The sequence below is a fragment of the Streptomyces sp. SAI-170 genome (genome assembly GCF_049739565.1).
In the GTDB taxonomy this organism is placed as follows: Bacteria; Actinomycetota; Actinomycetes; order Streptomycetales; family Streptomycetaceae; genus Streptomyces.
Genome location: NZ_JBMGQD010000001.1, coordinates 5,920,274 through 5,942,210 on the forward strand (window position 1 = coordinate 5,920,274; position 21,937 = coordinate 5,942,210).

Annotated in this window: 23 protein-coding genes, 1 other RNA gene and 1 pseudogene; 13 read left to right on the top strand and 12 right to left on the bottom strand. The window is 71.4% G+C overall.

What is annotated here, in order from left to right; all coding sequences use genetic code 11:
* Positions 1-26: 26 nt before the first annotated feature.
* Together RKD23_RS26580 and RKD23_RS26585 are read left to right on the top strand one after the other, a co-directional pair.
* Complete coding sequence (locus RKD23_RS26580; protein ID WP_424855962.1) at positions 27-1,103, top strand: Zn-dependent alcohol dehydrogenase; 1,077 nt, start codon at positions 27-29, stop codon at positions 1,101-1,103.
* The gene (locus RKD23_RS26585) at positions 1,103-2,053 is read left to right on the top strand and encodes a 3-oxoacyl-ACP reductase (protein WP_424855963.1); all 951 of its coding nucleotides are present in this window, start codon (positions 1,103-1,105) and stop codon (positions 2,051-2,053) included. Before RKD23_RS26580 ends, RKD23_RS26585 begins: the two co-directional genes overlap by 1 nt.
* A gap of 110 nt (positions 2,054-2,163) precedes the next feature.
* On the opposite strand, the gene RKD23_RS26590 is transcribed toward RKD23_RS26585, so the two are convergent.
* Together RKD23_RS26590 and RKD23_RS26595 are read right to left on the bottom strand one after the other, a co-directional pair.
* On the bottom strand, positions 2,164-2,322 hold the full coding sequence (locus RKD23_RS26590) for a hypothetical protein (protein ID WP_404034844.1): 159 nt from the start codon (positions 2,320-2,322) through the stop codon (positions 2,164-2,166).
* A gap of 104 nt (positions 2,323-2,426) precedes the next feature.
* Positions 2,427-3,620, bottom strand: coding sequence for a hypothetical protein (locus RKD23_RS26595; RefSeq protein ID WP_424855964.1), 1,194 nt, complete (start codon positions 3,618-3,620; stop codon positions 2,427-2,429).
* 252 nt (positions 3,621-3,872) lie between these two features.
* Here RKD23_RS26595 and RKD23_RS26600 point away from each other — a divergent pair, with 252 nt between their 5' ends.
* From RKD23_RS26600 to RKD23_RS26610, 3 genes are read left to right on the top strand one after another with little or no spacing between them, the layout of a single operon-like run.
* A complete protein-coding gene (locus RKD23_RS26600; RefSeq protein WP_424855965.1) occupies positions 3,873-4,712 on the top strand; it encodes a Nif3-like dinuclear metal center hexameric protein in 840 nt (279 codons plus the stop codon).
* On the top strand, positions 4,709-5,452 hold the full coding sequence (locus RKD23_RS26605) for a zinc ribbon domain-containing protein (RefSeq protein ID WP_424858341.1): 744 nt from the start codon (positions 4,709-4,711) through the stop codon (positions 5,450-5,452). Before RKD23_RS26600 ends, RKD23_RS26605 begins: the two co-directional genes overlap by 4 nt.
* A gap of 12 nt (positions 5,453-5,464) precedes the next feature.
* The gene (locus RKD23_RS26610; protein WP_424855966.1) at positions 5,465-6,793 is read left to right on the top strand and encodes a bifunctional RNase H/acid phosphatase; all 1,329 of its coding nucleotides are present in this window, start codon (positions 5,465-5,467) and stop codon (positions 6,791-6,793) included.
* Here RKD23_RS26610 and eda read toward each other — a convergent pair.
* Positions 6,768-7,400 (bottom strand): bifunctional 4-hydroxy-2-oxoglutarate aldolase/2-dehydro-3-deoxy-phosphogluconate aldolase, encoded by a 633-nt coding sequence (eda, locus tag RKD23_RS26615; protein ID WP_424855967.1) that lies wholly within the window; start codon positions 7,398-7,400, stop codon positions 6,768-6,770. The genes RKD23_RS26610 and eda overlap by 26 nt on opposite strands.
* 73 nt (positions 7,401-7,473) lie before the next feature.
* Positions 7,474-8,256, bottom strand: a complete 783-nt coding sequence (gene yaaA / locus RKD23_RS26620; protein ID WP_424855968.1) for a peroxide stress protein YaaA — start codon at positions 8,254-8,256, stop codon at positions 7,474-7,476.
* An 86-nt stretch (positions 8,257-8,342) separates the two neighbouring features.
* Here yaaA and RKD23_RS26625 point away from each other — a divergent pair, with 86 nt between their 5' ends.
* The gene (locus RKD23_RS26625; protein ID WP_424855969.1) at positions 8,343-9,776 is read left to right on the top strand and encodes an RNB domain-containing ribonuclease; all 1,434 of its coding nucleotides are present in this window, start codon (positions 8,343-8,345) and stop codon (positions 9,774-9,776) included.
* Here RKD23_RS26625 and RKD23_RS26630 read toward each other — a convergent pair.
* Both RKD23_RS26630 and RKD23_RS26635 read right to left on the bottom strand, forming a co-directional pair.
* Positions 9,727-10,326 carry a hypothetical protein gene (locus tag RKD23_RS26630; protein WP_424855970.1) on the bottom strand — a complete coding sequence of 200 codons (600 nt, stop codon included), beginning with the start codon at positions 10,324-10,326 and terminating at the stop codon, positions 9,727-9,729. The genes RKD23_RS26625 and RKD23_RS26630 overlap by 50 nt on opposite strands.
* Positions 10,323-11,069 carry a MerR family transcriptional regulator gene (locus tag RKD23_RS26635; RefSeq protein WP_424855971.1) on the bottom strand — a complete coding sequence of 249 codons (747 nt, stop codon included), beginning with the start codon at positions 11,067-11,069 and terminating at the stop codon, positions 10,323-10,325. The genes RKD23_RS26630 and RKD23_RS26635 overlap by 4 nt, the downstream gene beginning before the upstream one ends.
* 137 nt (positions 11,070-11,206) lie before the next feature.
* Between RKD23_RS26635 and RKD23_RS26640 the strand changes: the two genes are divergently transcribed.
* The 4 genes and pseudogenes from RKD23_RS26640 to rnpB all read left to right on the top strand — a co-directional run bounded on the left by RKD23_RS26640 (position 11,207) and on the right by rnpB (position 13,937).
* A complete protein-coding gene (locus RKD23_RS26640; protein ID WP_424855972.1) occupies positions 11,207-11,767 on the top strand; it encodes a Uma2 family endonuclease in 561 nt (186 codons plus the stop codon).
* Between the two features lie 43 nt (positions 11,768-11,810).
* Positions 11,811-12,629 carry an AraC family transcriptional regulator gene (locus tag RKD23_RS26645; protein ID WP_424858343.1) on the top strand — a complete coding sequence of 273 codons (819 nt, stop codon included), beginning with the start codon at positions 11,811-11,813 and terminating at the stop codon, positions 12,627-12,629.
* An 85-nt stretch (positions 12,630-12,714) separates the two neighbouring features.
* Positions 12,715-13,431, top strand: a pseudogene (locus tag RKD23_RS26650) (DMT family transporter); the annotation flags it as partial.
* 103 nt (positions 13,432-13,534) lie between these two features.
* Positions 13,535-13,937, top strand: an RNA gene (gene rnpB / locus RKD23_RS26655) — RNase P RNA component class A.
* 123 nt (positions 13,938-14,060) lie between these two features.
* Here rnpB and RKD23_RS26660 read toward each other — a convergent pair.
* The 5 genes from RKD23_RS26660 to RKD23_RS26680 all read right to left on the bottom strand — a co-directional run bounded on the left by RKD23_RS26660 (position 14,061) and on the right by RKD23_RS26680 (position 16,944).
* On the bottom strand, positions 14,061-14,138 hold the full coding sequence (locus RKD23_RS26660) for a DUF6087 family protein (RefSeq protein WP_424858345.1): 78 nt from the start codon (positions 14,136-14,138) through the stop codon (positions 14,061-14,063).
* Positions 14,139-14,155: 17 nt separating this feature from the next.
* The gene (tgmC, locus tag RKD23_RS26665; protein ID WP_424855973.1) at positions 14,156-15,319 is read right to left on the bottom strand and encodes an ATP-grasp peptide maturase system methyltransferase; all 1,164 of its coding nucleotides are present in this window, start codon (positions 15,317-15,319) and stop codon (positions 14,156-14,158) included.
* Complete coding sequence (gene tgmB / locus RKD23_RS26670; protein ID WP_424855974.1) at positions 15,316-16,275, bottom strand: ATP-grasp ribosomal peptide maturase; 960 nt, start codon at positions 16,273-16,275, stop codon at positions 15,316-15,318. The genes tgmC and tgmB overlap by 4 nt, the downstream gene beginning before the upstream one ends.
* 5 nt (positions 16,276-16,280) lie before the next feature.
* On the bottom strand, positions 16,281-16,538 hold the full coding sequence (gene tgmA, locus RKD23_RS26675) for a putative ATP-grasp-modified RiPP (protein ID WP_424855975.1): 258 nt from the start codon (positions 16,536-16,538) through the stop codon (positions 16,281-16,283).
* A gap of 238 nt (positions 16,539-16,776) precedes the next feature.
* Positions 16,777-16,944: a hypothetical protein gene (locus tag RKD23_RS26680; protein WP_424855976.1), complete on the bottom strand. Its 168-nt coding sequence runs from the start codon at positions 16,942-16,944 to the stop codon at positions 16,777-16,779.
* A 171-nt stretch (positions 16,945-17,115) separates the two neighbouring features.
* On the opposite strand from RKD23_RS26680, the gene RKD23_RS26685 reads away from it, so the two are divergent.
* Positions 17,116-18,369 carry a helix-turn-helix domain-containing protein gene (locus RKD23_RS26685; protein WP_424855977.1) on the top strand — a complete coding sequence of 418 codons (1,254 nt, stop codon included), beginning with the start codon at positions 17,116-17,118 and terminating at the stop codon, positions 18,367-18,369.
* A gap of 16 nt (positions 18,370-18,385) precedes the next feature.
* The gene (locus RKD23_RS26690) at positions 18,386-18,739 is read left to right on the top strand and encodes a hypothetical protein (protein WP_424855978.1); all 354 of its coding nucleotides are present in this window, start codon (positions 18,386-18,388) and stop codon (positions 18,737-18,739) included.
* 322 nt (positions 18,740-19,061) lie between these two features.
* Here the strand turns inward: RKD23_RS26690 and RKD23_RS26695 are convergent, their stop codons facing one another.
* Entirely contained in the window at positions 19,062-20,075 is a 1,014-nt protein-coding gene (locus RKD23_RS26695; protein WP_424855979.1) for a hypothetical protein, read from the bottom strand.
* 472 nt (positions 20,076-20,547) lie between these two features.
* Here RKD23_RS26695 and RKD23_RS26700 point away from each other — a divergent pair, with 472 nt between their 5' ends.
* Positions 20,548-21,921, top strand: coding sequence for an MATE family efflux transporter (locus RKD23_RS26700; RefSeq protein WP_424855980.1), 1,374 nt, complete (start codon positions 20,548-20,550; stop codon positions 21,919-21,921).
* Positions 21,922-21,937 lie beyond the last annotated feature (16 nt).

Below are 21,937 nucleotides of genomic sequence, written 5' to 3' on the forward strand. Positions count from 1 at the left end.
CACGCACCTCCGAAAGGAGCCCCACCATGCGCGCAGCCGTACTGCACGAGACAGGCCAGGACAAGCTGGAGGTCTACGACGACGTAGAGGCGGTCGGTTTCGGGCCCGGCAGGGTGAGGATCCGCGTGCGGGCGACGGGGCTGTGCCACTCGGACCTGTCCGCGATGAGCGGCGTGCTGCCGCAGCCCGCGCCCTTCGTCCCCGGCCACGAGGGCGCGGGCGAGGTCGTCGAGGTGGGGGAGGGCGTCACCCGGGTCAAGGCCGGTGACAGAGTGGTCGTGTGCTGGCTGCCCTCCTGCGGCGAATGCCCCGCGTGCAGGCGCGGCCAGACCGAGCTGTGCCTGGCCGGGTTCATGAACGCAGGCACCCCCAACTTCAGGCGGTCGACCGGCGACATCTTCGGCTTCGCCGGCACCGGCACCTTCGCCGAGGAGATCGTCGTGGACGCACGCTGCGCCGTGCCGATTCCCGACGACGTGCCGTACGACATCGCCGCCCTCATCGGCTGCGGCGTGACGACCGGCCTCGGTGCCGCGCTCAACACCGCCGACATCGAGGCCGGTTCGTCGGTCGCGGTGATCGGCTGCGGGGGCGTCGGGATCTCGGTGGTCCAGGGCGCCCGGCTGAAGGGGGCCGCCGAGATCGTCGCCGTCGACCCGGTGCTCTCGCGCCGTGAGGCCGCGCTCAAGTTCGGTGCCACCAGGGCGGTTTCGCCCGACGAGCTGCCCGACGCCAAGCAACAGCTCACCGGCGGCGAGGGCTTCGACCACGTCTTCGAGGTCGTCGGCCGTTCCGCCACCACCCGCACCGCGTACGACCACACCCGGCGCGGCGGCACCCTGGTCGTCGTCGGCGCCGGAGCCATGGACGACCAGCTCCAGCTCAACATGTTCGAGCTGTTCTTCGACGAGAAGCGCATCCTGCCGTCCCTGTACGGCGGCGGGGACGTGCTGCGTTCCTACGAGCGCACGATCGCCCTGTGGCGGGCCGGCCGCATCGACCTGGAGGGCCTGATCACCCACCGGGTGCCGCTGACCGGCATCAACGAGGCCCTGGACCAGATGCGGACGGGGACCGCCCTGCGCACCTGCGTGGAGCTGTGATGGCACAGCCGCCGCGCCGGCCGCTGCACGGGCTCTCCGCGATCGTCACCGGCGCCGGGCGCGGGCTCGGCCGGGCCGAGGCGCTGGAACTCGCCCGGCTCGGCGCGGCCGTCGTCGTCAACGACTACGGGCAGCCCGGCCGCGACGGGTCCGGCGCGGCCTCCGCCGGACCCGCCGAGGACGTCGCCGCCGAGATCCGCGCCTCCGGCGGCACGGCCGTCGCCCACACCGGGGACGTATCCGACTTCCAACAGGCCCAGGAGCTCGTCCAGTTGGCCACAGCCGTGTTCGGCAGGCTGGACATCCTCGTCAACAACGCCGGCATCCTTCGCGACCGCATGGTCTTCTCCATGGCGGAGGAGGAGTGGGACTCCGTCGTACGGGTCCATCTCAAGGGCCACTTCAACACCACCCGGTTCGCCGCCGCGCACTGGCGGGAGCGGGCCAAGGCGCAGGGCGGGCCGGTCTACGGGCGGATCGTGAACACCTCATCGGAGGCGTTCCTCGCGGGCTCGGCCGGACAGCCCAACTACGCGGCCGCCAAGGGCGGGATCGTCGGGCTCACCACCTCCACGGCCCTCGCGCTCGCCAAGTACGGCGTGACCGCCAACGCCATCTGCCCGCGCGCCCGCACCCGTATGACCGAGGACGTCTTCGCGGGCCTCGCCGCCCCCGCCGAGGGCCTCGACCCGCTCGCCCCCGAGCATGTCGCGCCCCTCGTCGGCTACCTCGCCTCGCCCGCCGCCGCGCGGGTCAACGGCCAGTTGCTCGTCGTGCACGGCGGCATGGTCGCGGTCGTCGAACGGCCCCGGGTGCAGGCCCAGTTCGACAGTAAGCAGGACGCCTTCAGCTACGACGAACTGGACGCGCTGCTCACGCCGTACTACGCGCAGAGGCCAGCGGGGGAGACCTTCGCGGCCACCGAGGTGCTGGGACTCAAGCGGGCCTGAGCGCACCCATGAGGGACTCCAGCGCGCCTGAGCGCATACAGCAGGGGAACACGACCGCGGCCCCGCTCGCCGCAAGGGCGAACGGGGCCGTGGGATGTGCCGAGCGGCCGTCAGGCCGCCGTCTCGCGCTGCTGCTCCACCGGCTTGCGGTGGCGCCCGCGCGGGGCCGACTCGGTGTCGTGTGCCGAGACCGGCCCCCGGTGCTTGCCGTGGCCGGTCGCCTCATGGGCGTCGGCGGACAGCGGCTGGGACGTGCTGGCGTCGCTCATCGCGCTCATCGAAGAATTCACCCCGTCAAACATGATCTTCTTACAGCCGGGGGAGTCTAACCGGCACACCTCGGGCCGAATCCAGGCGGCCACGCCAACCGCCACTACTTCGTTACAAGACGCCCCAACGGCGCCTGCTGCAACGGCACCGGACGCGGTGCGGAGGGAGCCGGGGGGTCCGGTTCCGGAGGCTCGCCCGGTGCGTCGCCCGAGCCTGCGGACGCGTCCCCGGAGGCCGTCTGCGGCGAGGCCGAAGGCGCCCCCGATTCCGTCGGCTGTTCGGTCTCCTCCCACGGCTTCGCCCACTCGGCCACACCACAGGGCGTGTCCTCGGTCGCGTACGGCAGCCGCAGCGCGCCGCCCTCCGTCCACAGCCCGGCCCCCACCAGCCAGCCCAGCGGCGCCGGCAGATGACGTACGAGCCGGTCGGCGGGCCGCCACACGCCCAGCCACGTGCCCACCGGCCCGTCCACCCGCAGGGCCACCGCACAGCTCTCCGGCGTCAGTACCTGCCCCGGCTGGATCGCGAACGGCGTCACCGCGCACCCCTCCACCCGCAGGCACTCCGGGAACCGCACCGGCAGCGTGCTGCCCAGCACGCCCCAGCCCAGCCGCGCCCGGCCCGGCGAAGGCGCGTCCGAGCTGATCAGCAGCAGTCCGCTGTCCGGGTCGGCGCACAGCAGCCGGTCGTCGCTGCCGTCGGCGATCTGCAACAGCGGCGACACCTCACCGCCGCGCGCCAGGTCGACCACGACCGTCTTCGTACGGCCCCCCGACTCCTGGTCCAGCGCCAGCAGCCGCCCCGTACGGTCCAGCCACACCCCGCCCGAGCAGCGCCCCGGCAGCTGCGCGACCCGCTCGGGCCCGAAGGCCGAGCCCGCCACCAGCCACAGCGTGCTGGAGCGGGCGTCCACCGTGAGGGCGTACGCCCGGTCGCCGCCCGGCGCCGGCGGCAGCAGCCGCGGCCGGCCCTCCACCGCGCCCAGCAGCAGCTCGCCCGTGCCCGGCCCCGTCGGGTACAGCAGGGAGAAGACATGCCGTCCGTCGGTGGCCCGGCTGATCAGCACCCGCCCGTCGGCCAGCGGCTGCACCTCGGTGCCGGGCTCCTCCGGCTGGTTGGCGGGCAGCGGCACCGCGTACGGCTCGGGGCCGTCCAGCGTCCACCGCTCCGGGAACCAGGAGTCGCCGCTGCGGGCGAGCCGGGCGGCGTACGCGCCGTCCGCCGTGATCACACACCCCGCCGCCGGGTCGGGGTCGTCCGCGTCCGCCGCAGTGGGTTCGATCGCACAGGCCGTCATCGGTCGGTCACCTCCGGCCACGAAGCTAGTTTTCGCACGCACAGACGTGGGACCGCCGGGCTGCCGCTTCACACATAAGGGTGGCCGCACGCGGATTCGCCTGAGGAAACGGGGGCATGTGTGCTGTTCGGGGTGAACGGGTGCCACTGTCCGGGATGTACCGATGGCCGGGGTGCCCGCCCAGGTCCGCCCGGCTGCCCGCACACGTCCACACGGGTACATTCGCCGGAAACGGCCAGGTAGCCTTGCCCCGTGCCCCGTCTGTCTGAAGTCATCGCCGCGCTGGAGAACCTGTGGCCCGCCGAGCGGGCCGAGTCCTGGGACGCGGTCGGCACGGTCGTGGGCGACCCCGGCCAGGAGGTCACCCGGGTCCTGTTCGCCGTCGACCCCGTCCAGGACATCGTCGACGAGGCGGTGAAGCTCGGCGCGGACCTGCTGGTCACCCACCACCCGCTCTATCTGCGCGGTACGACGACCGTGGCGGCCTCGCACTTCAAGGGCCGGGTCGTGCACACGCTGATCAAGAACGACATCGCGCTGCACGTCGCCCACACCAACGCCGACACCGCCGACCCGGGCGTCTCCGACGCGCTCGCGGGCGCCCTGGACCTGCGTGTCGTACGACCGCTCGTGCCGGACCCGACCGACCCGGAGGGCCGTCGGGGCCTCGGCCGCGTCTGCGAGCTGGACCACCCGCTGCCGCTCAGGGAGTTCGCCGCGCGCGCTGCCGAACGCCTGCCCGCCACCGCGCAGGGCATCCGCACGGCCGGCGACCCCGAGGCCCTGATCCGCACGGTCGCCGTCAGCGGCGGTTCCGGCGACAGCCTCTTCGACCAGGTGCGCGCGGCCGGCGTGGACGCCTTCCTCACCGCGGACCTGCGCCACCACCCGGCGTCCGAGGCCGTTTCCCAGAGCCCCCTCGCGCTGCTCGACGCGGCGCACTGGGCCACCGAGTGGCCCTGGTGCGAGCTGGCCGCCGCCCAGCTCGACGAGATTTCCGACCGCCACGGCTGGGACCTGCGCGTCCACGTCTCGAAGACGGTCACCGACCCCTGGACCATCCACTCCCCTTCCCTTGGAGCCCCCAACTGAACGCCGCGCCCGCCGACCAGATCCGCCTCCTCGACGTCCAGGACCTCGACGTACGGCTCCAGCAGCTCGCCCACAAGCGCCGGTCGCTGCCCGAGCACGCCGAGATCGAGTCGCTGACGAAGGACCTCACCCAGCTGCGTGACCTGCTCGTCGCCGCCCAGACCGAGGAGAGCGACACCTCCCGCGAGCAGACCAAGGCCGAGCAGGACGTCGACCAGGTCCGCCAGCGTGCCGCCCGCGACCAGAAGCGCCTGGACTCCGGCGCGGTCGCCTCCCCGAAGGACCTGGAGAACCTCCAGCGCGAGATCGCCTCCCTCGCCAAGCGGCAGGGCGACCTGGAGGACGTCGTCCTGGAGGTCATGGAGCGCCGCGAGTCCGCGCAGGAGCGGGTCGCCGAGCTGACCGAGCGGGTCTCCTCCGTCCAGTCGAAGATCGACGACGCGACCGCCCGCCGGGACGCGGCCTTCGAGTCGCTGGACGGCGAGGCGGCCTCGGTGACGAAGGAGCGCGAGGTCGTCGCCGGCACCATCCCCGCGGACCTGCTCAAGCTGTACGACAAGCTGCGCGAGCAGCAGGGCGGCATCGGCGCGGCCAAGCTGTACGCGCGCACCTGCCAGGGCTGCCGCCAGGAGCTCGCCATCACCGAGCTGAACGAGATCCGCAAGGCCCCGTCCGACACCGTGGTGCGCTGCGAGAACTGCCGCCGCATCCTGGTGCGTACGGCCGAGTCCGGGCTCTAAGAGGTCGTCGACGTGCGGGAGTTCATCGTCGAGGCCGACGGAGGGTCGCGGGGCAACCCCGGCCCGGCGGGCTACGGCGCGGTCGTCTTCGACGCCGTGACGGGGGAGACGCTGGCGGAGGCGGCCGAGTTCCTCGGGGTCGTCACCAACAACGTCGCCGAGTACCGGGGGCTGCTGGCCGGGCTGCGCGCCGCGCACGCACTCGACCCGGCGGGCCGCGTGCACGTCCGCATGGACTCCAAGCTCGTCGTGGAGCAGATGTCGGGCCGCTGGAAGATCAAGCACCCCGACATGAAGCCGCTCGCCCTGGCGGCGGGCCGGGTGTTCCCGGCCGACCGGGTCTCGTACGAGTGGATCCCGCGCGAGCTGAACAAGCACGCGGACCGGCTGGCGAACGAGGCGATGGATGCGGGTGCGGCCGGGGTGTCCCGGCTGGCGGAGGCATCTGGGCTGATGGAGGCATCGCAGGCGGTGGGGGCGCCTGAGCCGGTGGGGGCGCCTGAGCCGGTGGGGGCACCTCAGTCGGCCGGGGTATCTCAGCCGGTGGGGGCATCTCAGCCGGCCGGTGGGATTCCGGCGGCTGCCGCGCCCGGGCCTCCGAGCGCCTCCCCCTCCCCGTCCCCTTCTTCCCCGTCTCCTTCCCCCGCGAAGGCCGGGACCGATGTCCGCGCCGCCAAGGCCGTGGCGTCGTCCCCGGGGTGGGCCCCCGCCGACATGGGCGCGCCGGCGACCTTCGTGCTGCTGCGGCACGGGGAGACGCCGCTGACGCCCGAGAAGCGGTTCTCCGGCAGCGGAGGGACCGACCCGGCCCTTTCCGAGGTCGGGCGGGAGCAGGCCGAGAGGGTCGCCGTGGCGCTGGCCCGGCGCGGGACGATCCAGGAGATCGTGGCGTCGCCGCTGGCCCGGACGCGCGAGACCGCGGGGATCGTGGCGGCCCGGCTGGGGCTGGACGTCACGATCGAGGACGGCCTGCGGGAGACCGACTTCGGCGCGTGGGAGGGCCTGACCTTCGGCGAGGTGCGCGAGCGTCACCCCGAGGACCTGAACGCCTGGCTCGGCGACCCCGAGGCGCACCCCACCGGCGGCGGCGAGAGCTTCGCGGAGACCGCCGAGCGCATCGCGGCCACCCGGGACAAGCTGGTGGCGGCGTACGCGGGCCGTACGGTCCTGCTGGTCACGCATGTCACGCCGATCAAGACGCTCGCCCGGCTCGCCCTGGGCGCCCCGCCCGAGTCGATGTTCCGGATGGAGCTGTCGGCGGCGTCCCTGTCGGTGATCGCCTACTACGCCGACGGCAACGCCAGCCTGCGCCTGCTCAACGACACGTCCCACCTGCGCTGAGCCCGGCCGCCTCCCGCGCGAGCCGCTCGATGCGGTCCCAGTCGCGGGCCGCCACCGCGTCCGCCGGGAGCATCCAACTGCCGCCCACGCAACCGACGTTGGGCAGGGCGAGGTACTCGGGTGCGAGGGCGGGCCCGATGCCGCCGGTCGGACAGAACCGGGCCTGGGGGAGCGGCCCGGCGAGCGAGCGCAGATAGGCCGTGCCGCCAGCGGCCTGAGCCGGGAAGAACTTCATCTCCCGCACCCCGCGCTCCAGCAGCGCCACGACCTCGGACGTGGTCGACACCCCCGGCAGGAACGGCACCCCGGACGCCCGCATCGCCTCCAGCAGTACGTCCGTCCAGCCCGGGCTGACCAGGAACCGCGCCCCGGCCCCCACGGCCTCCGCCACCTGCGCCGGCGTGATCACCGTCCCGGCGCCGACGACCGCCCCGGGCACCCCGTCCGTGATCGCCCGGATCGCGTCCAGAGCCCCGGCCGTCCGCAGTGTCACCTCGATCGCCGGCAGCCCGCCCGCGACCAGGGCACGTGCCAGCGGTACGGCGTCGGCGGGGTCCTCCACGACCACCACGGGGACGACAGGGGAGAGCTCCAGGACTGAGGTCATGCGCCTCATCCTGCCGTTGGTGTGCAGCATGCGCAAAGAGCGTTGCGCATGCTGCAATGCGCTGATCGGGGCCTTAGTGGATCTCCTCCACGAGCACATCCAGCGACCAGGAGCTCCCCGCCTTCGCGGGCGCCTCGGCCTCCACCACGTACCCCAGCTCCCGCAGCGCCTCCACCAGCTCCGCCGGGCTCCCCGGCACGGCGCCCGCCTGGAGCAGACTGCGCACGATCCGCCCCTTGGTCGCCTTGTTGAAGTGGCTGACCACCTTCCGCGTGGGCGCGTGCAGCACGCGTACGGACGCCGTACGCGCCGCGACCTCGCCCTTCGGCTTCCAGGCCGCCGCGTACGCCGCCGACCGCAGGTCCAGCACCAGCCCCGACCCGGCCGCCTCCGGCATCACCTCGGCCATCGGCCTGCGCCAGTGCGCGCCCAGCGCGCCGAGGCCCGGCAGCTTCACGCCCATCGAGCAGCGGTAGGAGGGGATACGGTCGGTGACCCGCACCGCCCCCCACAGCCCCGAGAACACCAGCAGCGAACGCGCCGCCCGCTGCTTGGCGGCCGTGTCCAGCGTGGCCAGGTCCAGGGCGTCGTACAGCACGCCCGTGTAGATCTCCCCGGCCGGACGCGTGCCCGCGCCGCGCAACCCGGCGTTCTTCGCGACCTCGCCCCGCAGCCCCTCGCTCAGCCCCAGCACCTCACGGGCCTTCTCCTCGTCCCCCGTGCACAGCTCGACCAGCTCCTCCAGCACGGCCGCCCGCGCCTCCCCCAACCCGGGCAGCGACAGCGACTCCGGCTTCAGCGGCGCACCACGACCGGACGCGGCCTTGCCTTCGGAGGGCGGGAGCAGGACGAGCACGGGTGTTTCTCCTTCGGACCTTCGGGGGGACGGCTCGGGACAGCGTACGGCGTGCCGCCCGCCCACCCCCGGCCTACGCTCGCTGTATGCCTCGCCGTCCCATTCGCGTGACCGGTGCTCCCGAAGCCCCGCTGCGGGCCGCGCTCGCCGCGCTGCGTGCCGAGTTGGGGATTCCCGCCGACTTCCCGACCGAGGTGCTCGCCGAGGCGGAGCGAGCCGCGCGGGAGCCGGTGCTGCCGTCGTACGACGCCACCGACATCCCCTTCCTGACCATCGACCCGCCCGCCTCCACCGACCTCGACCAGGCCCTGCACCTGTCCCGGCAGGGCACCGGCTACCGGGTCCGCTACGCCATCGCCGACGTCGCCGCCTTCGTCGCGCCCGGCGGAGCCCTGGACGCGGAGGCGCACCGGCGGGTGATGACCCTGTACTTCCCCGACGGCAAGACCCCGCTGCACCCGGCCCAGCTCAGTGAGGGTGCCGCGAGCCTGCTGCCCGGACAGACCCGGCCGGCGGCCCTGTGGACGTTTGACCTCGACGCGGACGGCAACCCGCTCGCCGTCGACGTACGCCGCGCGCTCGTGCGCAGCCGGGCCAAGCTGGACTACGCGGGCGTACAGCGGCAGATCGACAGCGGCACCGCCGAGGAGCCGCTCGCCCTGCTCCGGACCGTCGGCCTGCTGCGCGAAGGGCTGGAGGTGGACCGCGGCGGCATCTCGCTGGACGTGCCCGAGCAGGAGATCACCGAGCACGACCACACCTACGACCTCGCCTACCGCGCCCCGCTGCCCGCCGAGGGCTGGAACGCCCAGCTCTCCCTGCTCACCGGCATGGCCGCCGCCGATCTGATGCTGTCGTCCGGCACCGGCGTGCTGCGCACCCTCCCCGCCGCCCCCGACGGCGCGGTCGGCCGGCTCCGCCGTACCGCCACCGCCCTGCACATCGACTGGCCGCACCACGTCTCGTACGCCCAGCTGGTCCGCTCCCTCGACCCGCACGAGCCCCGCCACGCGGCTTTCCTCCAGGAGTGCACCACCCTCCTGCGCGGCGCCGGCTACACCGTCTTCCGCGACGGCACGCTCCCCGCGCTCACCACCCACTCCGCCGTCGCCGCCCCCTACACCCACTGCACGGCCCCCCTGCGCCGCCTCACCGACCGCTACGCCACCGAACTCTGCCTCGCCGCCTTGGCCGACCGTCCCGCCCCCGACTGGGTCCTCGCCGCCCTCGACGCCCTGCCTCAGCAGATGACCGACGGCGGCCGCCGCGCCGCCCAGGTCGAGCGGGAGTGCGTCGACATCGTCGAGGCGGCCCTTCTGAAGGACCGTATCGGCGAGGTCTTCGACGCCTGCGTGATCGACGTGGCCGACGGCAAGCCGACCACCGGCACCGTCCACCTCGAATCCCCCGCGGTCGTCGGCCGCATCGACGGCGACCACCTCCCCCTCGGCGAACGCCTGCGCGTCCGCCTCACCCAGGCCGACCCGGGATCGGCGAAGATCCGTTTCGTGCCCGCGTGAGTTCCGCCACGAGGAGAGCGTCGTCGTCGGCGTGCAGCCGTACGACCGTGACCTCTCGGCGCTGCCCCAGAAAGGTGACATGGGTGACGGGTTCGGCCAGCTCCAGCGTCACGGACGTCCGATGCCCGACCGCGACATCCAGCTCACCCGCCCGACGGCCCGGCGAGGTCCGCAGCTCACGCCGTACGCCGCTGACGGCGGCCAGCGGTATCCGCAGGTCCACATGGGCGGCGTACCGCACGCGCAGCGCGTCCGCCTCCAGCAGGTGCGGCCGTACGACGGACGCGGCGTGCAGCCCGATCACCACGACGACCGTGTACACGTCCAGGAACAGCACCACGGCGTGCACGGTCGGCCAGCCCCGCAGCAGCACCGACATGGTGAACGTCTCGACCACGCACACGAAGGCGAATCCGAACAGCACCGCCCCCTCCCCACGCGCGTACCCGAAGGCCCGCCCGCCGGCGAGGTGCGGCCGCCGGGCGACCCACCGGACCAGGCTGGTCAGCAACCGCACCTCGTGCGCGGCCAGCCGCAGCACGAGCCTCATGCCGGCCGCCCGAGCAGGGCGAGCGCCTGACGGATCGCGGCGGCCTGAGCGGGGGCGAAGTCGGCGAGGAACGCGCGCAGAAAGCTGTGGTCCGCCTCGACGGGCGCGTCCTGCGGGAGCATCCCGCGCGGAATGACCCCTGCCAGCGTCCGCGCCGCCTCCGCGACCCGCGGATCGTCCGGCGCGGCGTCGACGAGCGCGTCCAGCAGCGCGTACGCCTCCTGCGCCCGCGCCGCCGCCTCCGGACTGCCGAGCGCGCCGCTCAGCGCCGCCGCCATCCGTTCCCGTACCTCGGGTGGCGCGCCGGTGTCGATGAGCGCGAGGATCTCCCGGTCCTTGGCGGCCATGGGCGAGTCCGGGTCGGCCTGCTGCCGGAACAGCGCGGCCAGCTCCGCAGACACCGGCGCCTCCGCGGGCAGTTCCTCCGCCTCCAGCAGCACCTTCAGCCGCGCCCGCCGCTCCCTGATCGCGGCCTCCTGCCGCGCCAGATCCTCGTCCAGCTCGGCCAGCACCTCCACCAGGTCCTTCCCCGCGTCCTCCGCCAGCACGTCCCGCACCTCGGCCAGCCCCAGCCCCAGCTCCGTCAGCCGCCGGATCCGCGCCAGCACGACCGCATGCCGCAGGGTGTAGTCCCGGTAGCCGTTGCCGAGCCGCTCGGGCTCGGGCAGCAGCCCGAGGTGGTGGTAGTGCCGCACGGTCCGCGTGGTCACGCCCACGGCGGCGGCGAGTTCTCCGATACGCATGGGTTCAGTGAAGAGGGTGACGTCGCGGCAGGGTCAAGCCGCCACGATGGAGTGACGGCGGCGGGATTCCCGGCACGGTGATTCGCGACGCGGCAGCGTGGTGAGCCCCCAGGAGAGAGGGCATTACCGCTGTGGCCATGGACCCCATCACGCAGAAGATCCTGCTGGACTGGTTCGTCGACCTGGACACCCCCGAGGGCCTGCGGCTCGAACTCGTGGAGGGGGACATCGTGGTGACTCCGGTGCCGGACGGCCACCACGAGCACTGCGTCAGCCAGGTCGTGCATCAGATGCTCAGCCGATCCGGCACAGACCTGGGCTTTTCGGGCAACAAGGGGCTGCTGCTGCGGAACGCGGACGGCTGCCCCCAGGATCATGTGATCCCCGATGGCACGCTGGTGCCCCACGACCTGGGGCTCTTTCGAGGCGCCGCCCCGTGGATGCCGTGCGAGGGCGTCGCGATGGTGCTGGAGGTCACGAACTCCAGGCCCGCGGCCGACCGCGAGGTCAAGCGTCGTTGCTACGCCCGCGGCGGCATCCCGTTCTACCTCCTGGTCGACCGTGACACCGCGCGGACCACTCTCTTCGGCGCCCCCGAGACGACCGACTACCAGGAAATCCACGAGGTGGCCTTCGGCAAGCCACTTCCCCTCCCCGCCCCCTTCTCCTTCGACCTGGAGACCGCGGACTTTCTCTGACCCGTCCGGCGTTGCACCCTGAGGACCGGAAGGGGTGCGCGGGGTGGCGGAGCAGGCGTTGTGGACGAGGGCGCGGCTGGGCAGATGCGGCCCGCCGCTGGACCTTCTGACAGCCCGCTTCCAGCGCCACGTCTACGCCCCGCACGCGCATGAGGAGTTCACGATCGGGGTGTGCGTCGGCGGGTCCGAGATCATCGACTACCGGGGCGGACACATACGCACCGGCCCCGGCTCGATCGTCGTCCTGGCACCGGGTGAGATGCACACCGGCGGACCGGGTTCCGCGACCGGCGGTTACGCCTACCGCGCCCTGTACGCCGCGCCCTCCCTCCTGACCGAGGGCACCCTCGGCTCCCCGCACTTCCGTGAGCCCCTCCTCGACGACCCCGAGCTGGCCGCCGCCCTGCGGCTGACGCACACCGAGCTGGCCGCGTGCCCGGACCCGCTGGAGGCCGAGTCGCGGCTGCCGTGGCTGCTCACGGCCCTCACGCGCCGCCACTCCACCGCCCGCGCGACGACCGACCTCGTCCCCGGCGCCGACCGCATCGCCGTCGCCGTACGGGACCGCCTCGCGGACGAACTGCTCGCCCCGCCCTCCCTGGCCGACCTCGCCGCGGACCTGGGCCTGTCCCGCTATCAGCTGCTGCGTGCCTTCCGTACGACGATGGGGGTGCCGCCGTACGCCTGGCTCGCCCAGTACCGGGTGACGAGGGCGCGCGGTCTGCTGGACGCCGGGCTGCGGCCGGCCGAGGTGGCGGGTCTCGTCGGCTTCGCCGACCAGGCGCATCTGACGCGCTGGTTCCGCAGGGTGCTGGGCGTGACGCCGGCGGCGTACCGCAACAGCGTTCAAGACAGCTCCTGAGGGTCCGGCCGAAACTCGCCGTATGACTGCACGCGGCTGGTTCCTGTTCTCCCTGATGGGAGTCGTCTGGGGCATCCCCTACCTGATGATCAAGGTGGCGGTGGAGGAGCTGTCCCCGTCCATGGTGGTGTTCACGCGCTGTGCGCTGGGCGCCGCCCTCCTGCTGCCCTTCGCCCTGCGCCAGGGCGGCCTCACGGACACCGTCCGCGCCCACTGGCGCCCCTTGCTGGCCTTCGCGTGCATCGAGATCGTCGGCCCCTGGTGGACTCTCACCGACGCCGAACGCCACCTCTCCTCCTCCACCGCCGGCCTGCTCATCGCGGGCGTCCCGATCGTCGGCGTGGCCCTGGCCCGCTTCTTCGGCGACACCGAGCGGCTGGGGATGCGCAGGGTGGCAGGCCTGACCCTGGGCCTCGGCGGAGTCGCGGTCCTGACGGTCCCGCACCTGACCGGCGGCGACGCCCGCTCCCTGGCCGAGGTGCTGCTGACGGTGGTCGGCTACGCGACAGCGCCCCTGATCGCGGCCCGCTGGCTGAAGGACGTGCCGTCCCTGCACCTGACGACCTCCTGCCTGGCCTTCGCGGCGGTCGTCTACGCCCCCGCCGCGGCGGCCGGCTGGCCTGCGCAGATGCCCTCCGGCCAGGCCCTGGCGGCCCTCGCCGGCCTGGGCGTGATCTGCACGGCGGTGGCCTTCGTCGCCTTCCTGGAGCTGATCAAGGAGGCGGGCCCGACGCGCGCGACGGTCATCACGTACGTCAACCCGGCGGTGGCGGTGGCGGCGGGCGCCCTGTTCCTGAACGAATCCCTGACGGCATCCATAGCCGTGGCCTTCTCCCTCATCCTCGCCGGCTCGGTGCTGGCGACATCCGCCTCCCGCAGGCCGGTAACATGGTCGACACGGCAGACGAGCCGGGCGGGCGGCCGCGTGGAATCCCCTTGAGGGGCTCCCCGAGGAACGTCCGGGCTCCACAGGGCAGGGTGGTGGCTAACGGCCACCCGGGGTGACCCGCGGGACAGTGCCACAGAAAGCAGACCGCCCAGCACTTCGGTGGTGGGTAAGGGTGAAACGGTGGTGTAAGAGACCACCAGTGCCCAGGGTGACCTGGGCAGCTAGGTAAACCCCACCTGGAGCAAGGTCAAAAGGAAACACCCCGGTGTTTCTGCGCGGACGTTCGAGGGCTGCCCGCCCGAGTCCGCGGGTAGACCGCACGAGGCCGGTGGCAACACCGGCCCTAGATGGATGGCCGTCGCCCGGGGCTCCGCGAGGAACCCCGGGAACAGAACCCGGCGTACAGCCCGACTCGTCTGCCGCCTAGGTCACTGACCTGCGTATATGTCCTCCAGATCGGCTGGAATCCTGGCGCTGGGGAGAAACTGGGGAGATCCCGAAGCCTCTGAGCGCGGGACCGTCCCGGCGCCACCCGTCGCCGGTCACAGAGGTACGGCGCGGAGCTGCCCGATCCTCGCGTCGCGACGCTCGGCCCACTGGGAGAGCGGTTCGTCGTCCATGTCCGGAACGTAGTGGGTCAGGTGATCCGGTCCTCCCAGCGCAGGGAGGGGGCCTGGTCGATCCAGTACTGGTGGGACGCGGGCGTCACGCGGAGCCGTACGCAGTCGATCTCCGGCGCCCCGGCGTCCTGCCAGGCGACGAGCGAGCGTTCGACGTCGTCCCACAGGGCCACCGGGCCGCCTTGGCGGACGGTCCAGCTCTCGCCGTCGACGAGGAATTCGGCGAACGACTCCCTCTCCGGATCGAACAGGTACCGCAAGGGCGAGCCGTCACCGCCTGTCGCGCGGACGAACTGAGCGCCCGGCGCGGCCAACTGCGCGAGAAATGCGGGCATCCACTCCTCCAGGACGAGAGGCGACACCAGAACGCGCCGCTCGCTGTCGGCGTACGCGCTCCGGGCGGATAGGTCGCCCGCCAGAGGGGCCACCGCCTGGGCCCGCGCCTGCATGAAGGAGGAGCGCCCGACGATCCTGCCCTCTGCGGTCCCATCATCGCCGACGGTGAGTTTCGCCAGACCGGTTCCCCACGGCCACGAGCCGACCGTGCCGAGGACGATGCCGCCGAGGTTCGTCTGCCTGATCCAGGCGTACGGGATGCGGCGGACCGCGCAGGTGGCGATGACGCGGTCGTACGGTGCCCGGTACGGGTGGCCGAGGAGCCCGTCGTCCGTCACCGTCCACGTCGAGAAGCCGACGGCTTCGAGAGCGGCATCGGCGCGGGCGGCCACCTGCGCGTCGACCTCGACCGTGGCGACGTTGTCCTCGCCGAGGTAGTGGCACATCAGGGCGGTGGAGTAGCCGGTGCCCGTACCGATCTCCAGGACCCGGTGGCCCGCCGAGAGGTCCAGTGCCTCGATCATGCCAACGACGGTGGCCGGGTCGGTCGAGGAGGACGTGGGTACGCCCACGACGGGTCCGCCGGCCTGGTCGGCGGTGAGATGACCGTCGAGCTGGGTGGTAAGGGTGTCTACGCTGTACGCGATCTTCAGCCAGTCGTCCGGGTTCGCACCGTCGGCGGTGACGGGCCGCCAGGTCCGACCCTCATCGAGGAAGACTCCTGGGCGGAGGAACTGCTCCCGGGAGACCGTCTCGACGGCCGCACGCAGCCAGGAGGCCTTCAGGACGCCTTTGTTCACGAGCGCGGTTGCCAAGTGACGTCGTTCGGATGCCGGGTCGGTCATCGGCGGTCTCCTTGTGCGAGTAGGTCGGCGAAAGCGGCGGACATCGGGAGGCCGGTCTCGGTCTCCAGCCATGCCCACTGTCCGTTGGGATTGAGCTCCAGCCACCAGTAGTCCCCCGCTCGGTCGATCGCGAGGTCGAAGCTTCCCGACACCAGCTCCAGTCGGTCCAGGAAGGCATGCAGCGCTTTGTCCACCCGGTCCGGAAGGTGCTCCACGGTGTAGGTGAGCGCGCTGTAGTCCTTGCGCCAGTCCAGCAGTTCGGAGTCGATGCGTACGGCGAACGTGTGCCGGCCCACGAGCAGTACGCGAACGTCGGCGACCTTGTCCACACGGGCCTGGAACAGGTGGGGCGCGACCCGAACGCTGTCGTCGATCTCGTCAGGGGTGACGGGGTCGGCCCATCCGGTCACCGGCACGCCGTCACGCGCGTAGGGGGTCCACCGCAGAGTCTTGAAGATCCCGTCACCTTGGCTGCGGAGGAATTCGCGCGCCTCGGTCGGATCGTTGGTGACGAGGGTACGCGGGACGTTGAAGCCGAGCTGCTGGGCGAGAGCGAGCTGAGCGGGTTTGTAGTCGGCCGCAGTGATGCGCAACGGATGGTTGACCCAGAGAGGGCCGTCCAAGGCGAAGAGCATGCCCCCAAGCCCGTAGCGGACCTGCGCCGCAGCGAAACAGGAGTCATCCGGCGACAGGTGGGAGAAAGACGGCCACTCTGGGCGGCGCCAGTACACCGATCGAACACAGGCCAGGTTCGCGGTTCTCGACGGGGTGCGCACGTGCCCGACCACTGGGGTCGGGCACGTGCCGAACCGAGCCGAGACCGTGAGGTCCCCTCCGATGTCGGCGAGGTTGAACCGGACCACCGGCACATGGCGCCGGTTGAGTTCGCCGATCACCATGTCAGCGGTGACGTCATCCGCCTCCGTGGCCACCAGCACCGGCCTCTTCTCGGTCACGGTCGTCAGTCCTGACTGCTGTCCTGGTCGTGGCCCTGGTCGTTCCGGGAGTCCGAGTTCGTCGTCGTGGAGGTCTCGGTGCCGGAGCTGGTGCCGTGCTTGCCCATCTCGACCACCTGTCCGGCACGGTCGCGGAACACCCCGAGTTGGGTCTCGGCGTCGATGCTGACGGTGGTGTGCGGCCGACGGACGGTGGTCGGGTAGGGCGCGAGCCGGCTCGCGCCCCAAGGGCGGGTAAGGGTCGGAGAGGCGGAGGTGCTCATAGGACTCCTTGGAGGGCGGAGATGAGGCGCTTGCCTCAGGGAAAGGCGGGTTGAATGTTGTCTGCGGCCGTCGTCCACTCGATTCCGGACGGGGGCCGGATGTACGCGAGTCGGACCGTGCCGTGGCTGTGAAGTGCGTGTGTGACGGCGACGAGCACACCTTCTCCGCGTGACGCGACGTCTCGGACGGTCGTGTTCAGGAGAGGGTGTCGCTCGTAGCCGTCGGAGCCCACCGGGTTCACGTACCGGTGTCCCGCTGGGTCTCGACGCGGCGCATGAACCTCTCCCAGCCGTTCGCCGCTCGTATCCGGAGAGCCCGGCTCGGTACGCCGGGGACGGGCGCCGGCAGGCTGAGCGTACGGTCGGTGGCGATGTCGGGTGGCCTGCGGGGCGGTTCGGATGTCATTACGTTCTGCTCCTCTCTTCGAGAAGCCGCCAGAAGGGTTTCTGACCCCACGAGCGGTGTGTGACCAGTGAACGACGATCCGTTACGGTCTCCCAGAGCGGACCCCAGGCAATGCCCAGGCGTTTCACAGGCGTTGCGTCCAGGGAAGGGCGTACTCGTAAGGAGAGGCCGATGGCGTCGAGGCGTGAGCGCTTCGCCGAGCGGCGTGTGGCGCAGGGCTATTCTCAGGAGGACTTCGCAGAAGCGCTTGCGGTGGCCGCATCCACCGTGGTCCGTTGGGAGAGCGGTCGTGCCACCCCGCGACCGCACCAACGGCCAAAGATCGCAGGGCTGTTAGGAGTGACCCTCCCCGAACTGGAAGCCCTCCTTTCCGAAGAACAGCCGGCTGAGACCGCCGCGCTTCCCGACAATCCGCCTCTCCAGCATGGTGATGATGACGACATGAAGCGTCGCGAAGTCTTGGGTCTGCTTGCCGTCACGGGCGCGCTGGTCACCCTCCCCGACTCCGACGGGATCTCCCGGGGGCGTACGGCGTCGGCCCTCCTGGAGGCGGGGGACGACCTGCATCGCAGCCTCTGGAAGGTCTACGCGCTCTCGGATTCCAAGCAGGCCGTCTTCCCTGCCGTCCGCGGGCAGCTCGACACAATGTCGAAGGGTCTGGCCGAGGCCCGTACATCGACCGAGCGGGCCCGGCTGTGCCGGATGACCGCCGACCTCTACCAGCTCGTCGGCGAGCTGTTCTTCGACGCCAACCGGTACACAGACGCAGCCAGCTACACGCTGGCCGCCCACGCCGCTCATGCCGGCGGGGACCACGACCTCTGGGCCTGTGCCATGACCCGCCACGCGTACGTCGAGCTGTACGCGCGCCGTGCGCCCGCCGCCCAGCCCTTGCTGACGGCGGCCGCCCGGGTCGCTCAGGCAGGTGATGGCACGCTCTCCACCCGCCATTGGGTTGCCGCCGTCCAAGCGCAGGTGTACGCGGCGATGGGCGACCTCGATGCCTGCAACCGGGCTCTGGACGAAGCCGAGGAGGTACACGCACTCGATGGCAAGTGCTCCCACAACGGCGGCTGGCTCCGCTTCGACGGCTCGCGTCTCGCCGAGGAAAGAGGGGCCTGCTACCTCCGACTGGGCCGTCCCGACCTCGCGGAGGAGGCGCTCGTCGCGGCACTCGCCCAGCCCTTGTCGCTGCGCCGCCGCGCCGCCGTTCTGAGCGACCTCGCCGCCCTCGGGGCGTACCGGCGGGACGCCGACCAGGTCATGCACTACGCGGAGCAGGCTCTCGGACTGGCCGACCGGTCTCACTCTGGATTCATCGGCAGGAAGTTGGACGGACTTCGAGGGTCTCTTGCCCCGCTCATGGCCGATGACCGAGTCTCGGGTCTGGATCACCGAATCGCGGCGCTTCCGCGTACCGCATGACGAGAGGGAAACGTGCATGAGTGACGGTCGGATCTTCCGCGAGGCGTGGATCGCCGGTGTGACCAAGCACTACCCCGGTGAGCCGAAGCCCGGCTACATCACGCCGTGGGACGAGACGCCCGAGTGGGAGCGCGAGGCGGCCGCCGCAGTGTGCGGACAGGTGCGCGACTTCATCGAGGTCAGTGGAGGACACGCGACCCGGCTCACCCGCGAGCAGAAGGGCCGTTTCGTCGCGATCTGCTGGACCGCCCAGATGTTCCGGCACTTCGAGAACCCGAAGCCCGGATACGTCGCTGACTGGGCCGACCTGCCAGCCTGGCAGCGGGAGACGGACGCGGACATCTTCGAGCACATCGAGCAGACCTTCTGAGCGTCGGAACGGCGAGATCTCCGTCCGGTGCGCCCTGGACGGAGTCGTCTCCTTACGTAGCCGTGGCGGTAGCCAGGAAAGCGCCGTCCTGGATGTTTGTGCAGGTCATAGCGGTGTGATGACAGTCCCCGGCGTACAGCCCGGCTCGTCTGCCGCCCAGGCCTCCGCCCGTCCTACCCGTCCGGACAGGTCCTGGAGCCGCTCCAGCGAAGCAACTCCTCCGGCAGAGCCGCGAATCCCGCCTCGGTCGGTCGTAGCCCTGGGCGGGGCAGCTTTGGATCACCTGCCTGGTGGGAGGAGACGGCGGAGGGGAGCCATCGGGTCAGTACCGCCCGGAGAGCTCTTCGAGGAAGTCCAAGGACGGGGCCTCCTGGGGAGTGTCTTCGACGATTTCTCCGGCCTGCGATGATGGTGCGCTCTGTGCCGACCAGGCCAGTGCTGCCAGAGGGGTGAGCCCCTGGCGGTGCGCGGTGCGTAGGCGCAGCAGCCACGCGGCTCCGAGCCGGAATGCTTCCTCCCCTGCGGCGGTTCGAGGTTCGTAGCCCGCGGCGTCATCACCGAGGGAGGCCCAGACGTAGCCGAGCGTCCTTCCGTTCCGCCGGACCGTGAAGTAACGAACGGGATGGTCGGTGCTCTCCTCGTACTCGTCCTCGGAATCGGGGATTCCTGAACGGAGCAGGCGCGATCGCTCGGCGATCTCGAAGGTCCCCCATGAGTCGGTGTAGGCGAGTCCTTCGATTCTCGGATCCTCGAATCCCTCTGCCGAAGGTGTGGCGTGGCGGTTCATGGCGCCCGGTGTCGGAGTGACGCCGAATACGCGGGAGATGCCCTGCAGGGCGCCGGCGAGCCGAGGCGCGTTCACCGCATGGAGGTCGGGCTGTTCCCGGCCGCGCGTGTCCATCGTCAGCCACGCGTCCCCGTACGTTTGCAGGGTGGCGACGAGCAGGCTGCTCTTCCAGATGTCCACCTGGATGGCGAACAGCTTTTCCGCCCGGTGCCTCGCGCCTGATTCCAGCCAGTAGCCGGGGCATTCGACCCGTACACCTACGACGAATCCACCTTCGAGGGAGTCAACCTCGGTCATCGCGTGCGACAGGGCCGTATCAGGAGACAGAGGATCCTGCGCCAGCGGCAGGCCGACGGCCTGGACGCGCACGTCCCGCGCCTCCTCTACAGAACGGGCTGAAACGCTGACCCGTCCCGTGGGCTGCGCCAGGCCATAGCTTTCGAGGACATTCCAGACCGTCACGGCAGCCTCTGCGGCCTGGACCGGACGGAGCTCCTCGCCCGTTGTGACTTCCCATGTCCAGTCGCCGATGGGTTCTGAGGTGATCACAGTGTGTCCTTGGGGTGAGCTTGCTGCCGGGCGGAACGGCAACTTTGCCGTCCTCGAGGCGTATGACAAACGTGCTGCCTTCGCCCTTCGGTCCCTTTCGGCCAGGCGCAATGCGATTGATGCCGATGTGGCTTGATCTCGAACATGAGCGGCCATCGGGCCGCCGATGGCATCCCGTGCTCGTGGGTGGTGAGTGTCAGAACCCGGCTCCGCACCCTCCCCGTTCGACCCCCCGCACACCCACCCCACCCACCTCGGTCACACCCACCCACCACCCTCGGTGACACCCGGCCCGCTGCAACCCCGGAGGACGGGTGCTTTGTCAGGGGAGAGGGTCTTTCCTGGCGTGACTCTGCGCGACTTGGGGCGGGGAACGCGTGGCTCAGTATCGACCCCCTCAGTCAGATAGCGCTTTCTGCGAGTCCGGCCCCGCGGTTAGCATCTCGGCGTCCGTCAGGGGGGAGACGAAATCGTGCCACCTGCAAGAAAACTCGGGGTTTTCTCTCTGAGTTGGCCGATTTTTCTTCAGTTGACCTGCACCTATTTCATGGGATTGGTCGACGTCTGGGCGCTGGGGCGGATTTCCGACGACGCGGCCGCGGCCGTGGGGTCGGTCAACACCGTGGCGACGTTCGTGCTGATGATGTTCTCCTTCATGGGGCAGGGCGGGAGCCTGGTGTACGCCCGGGCGCTGGGGAAGGGGGAGGCGGAGAAGGTAAGGGAGTTCTACTCCGTCGCCCTGGTGCTGCATCTGCTGCTCGGCGCTGTCGTGAGCCTCGGGCTGTTCGCGTTCGCGGAGGACGTCGCGCGGATGCTCGGGCTGGGCGGGGCGCATCTCGCCTACGGGACGGCCTTCCTGGAGATCGTCGGCGGAACTGCGGTCGTGCATTCCCTCGTCGCCATGCTCGGCGGGGTCATGGCCGCCAACGGTTTTACGCGCCATGCCATGTTCGCCGCCGTCTTCACCAACCTCGTCAACGTCGGGCTCATCTTCGTCCTCGTCCTCGCCGACTTCGGGCCCCGGTGGGGCGTCCGCGGGGTCGCGCTGTCCACCGCGCTCGCCACCGGCGCGGGGCTCGCGTACAGCGCGTGGCTGGTGTTCTTCCGGATCCGGATCCGCTTCCGGCGGCCCGCCGACGGGCGGCAACTGCGCGCCCACGCAGGCCTGCTGCTCGCGTTCTCGCTGCCGACCATGCTGGAGCCCGCCTTCTGGCAGGCCGCGCAGATCGCCACCACCCGGATCATCGCGGCGGTCGGCACCGACGAGCTCGCCGCCCGGATGTACACCCTGAGCATCACCAACATGATCGGCATGTTCTCCTCGGCCCTGTCGCAGGGCCTCCAGATCGCCCTCGGGCATCTGGCGGGCGCCGGGGACACCGGCCGGCTGCGGAGCATCGCCCGCCGCACCCGCCTCGTCGGGGTGACGGCGGCCCTCGTGCTCGCGCTCGGCGTTGCACTGTGCGGCGGTCTGATCATGGACGGGTTCACCGACGACCCGGACGTCGCCGACGCGGGCCGACTGCTGCTGTGGTGCGGGCTGCTCTATCTGCCCGGCTCCTCGCTGATCATGACGACCGCGAGCGCGCTGCGGTCCGTCGGGCAGGTCACCTACCCGGCCGCCGTCGGCATCCTCGTGCTCTGGTGCGTCTTCGTGCCCCTCGCCTACACGCTCTCCCTCCCGCTCGGCCTCGGCATCGTCGGCGTCATGGCCGCCATGGCCGTCGACGAGAACCTCCGCGCGCTGCTGCTCGGCCTGCGCTGGCGTTCCGTCGCCGCGTCACAGCCGCCGCCCGTGCAGAACACCGGGCCTCGGCAGAAAGCGCCCTCCTCGCCCGAATTCTGACCTGCCCTGTATTCCC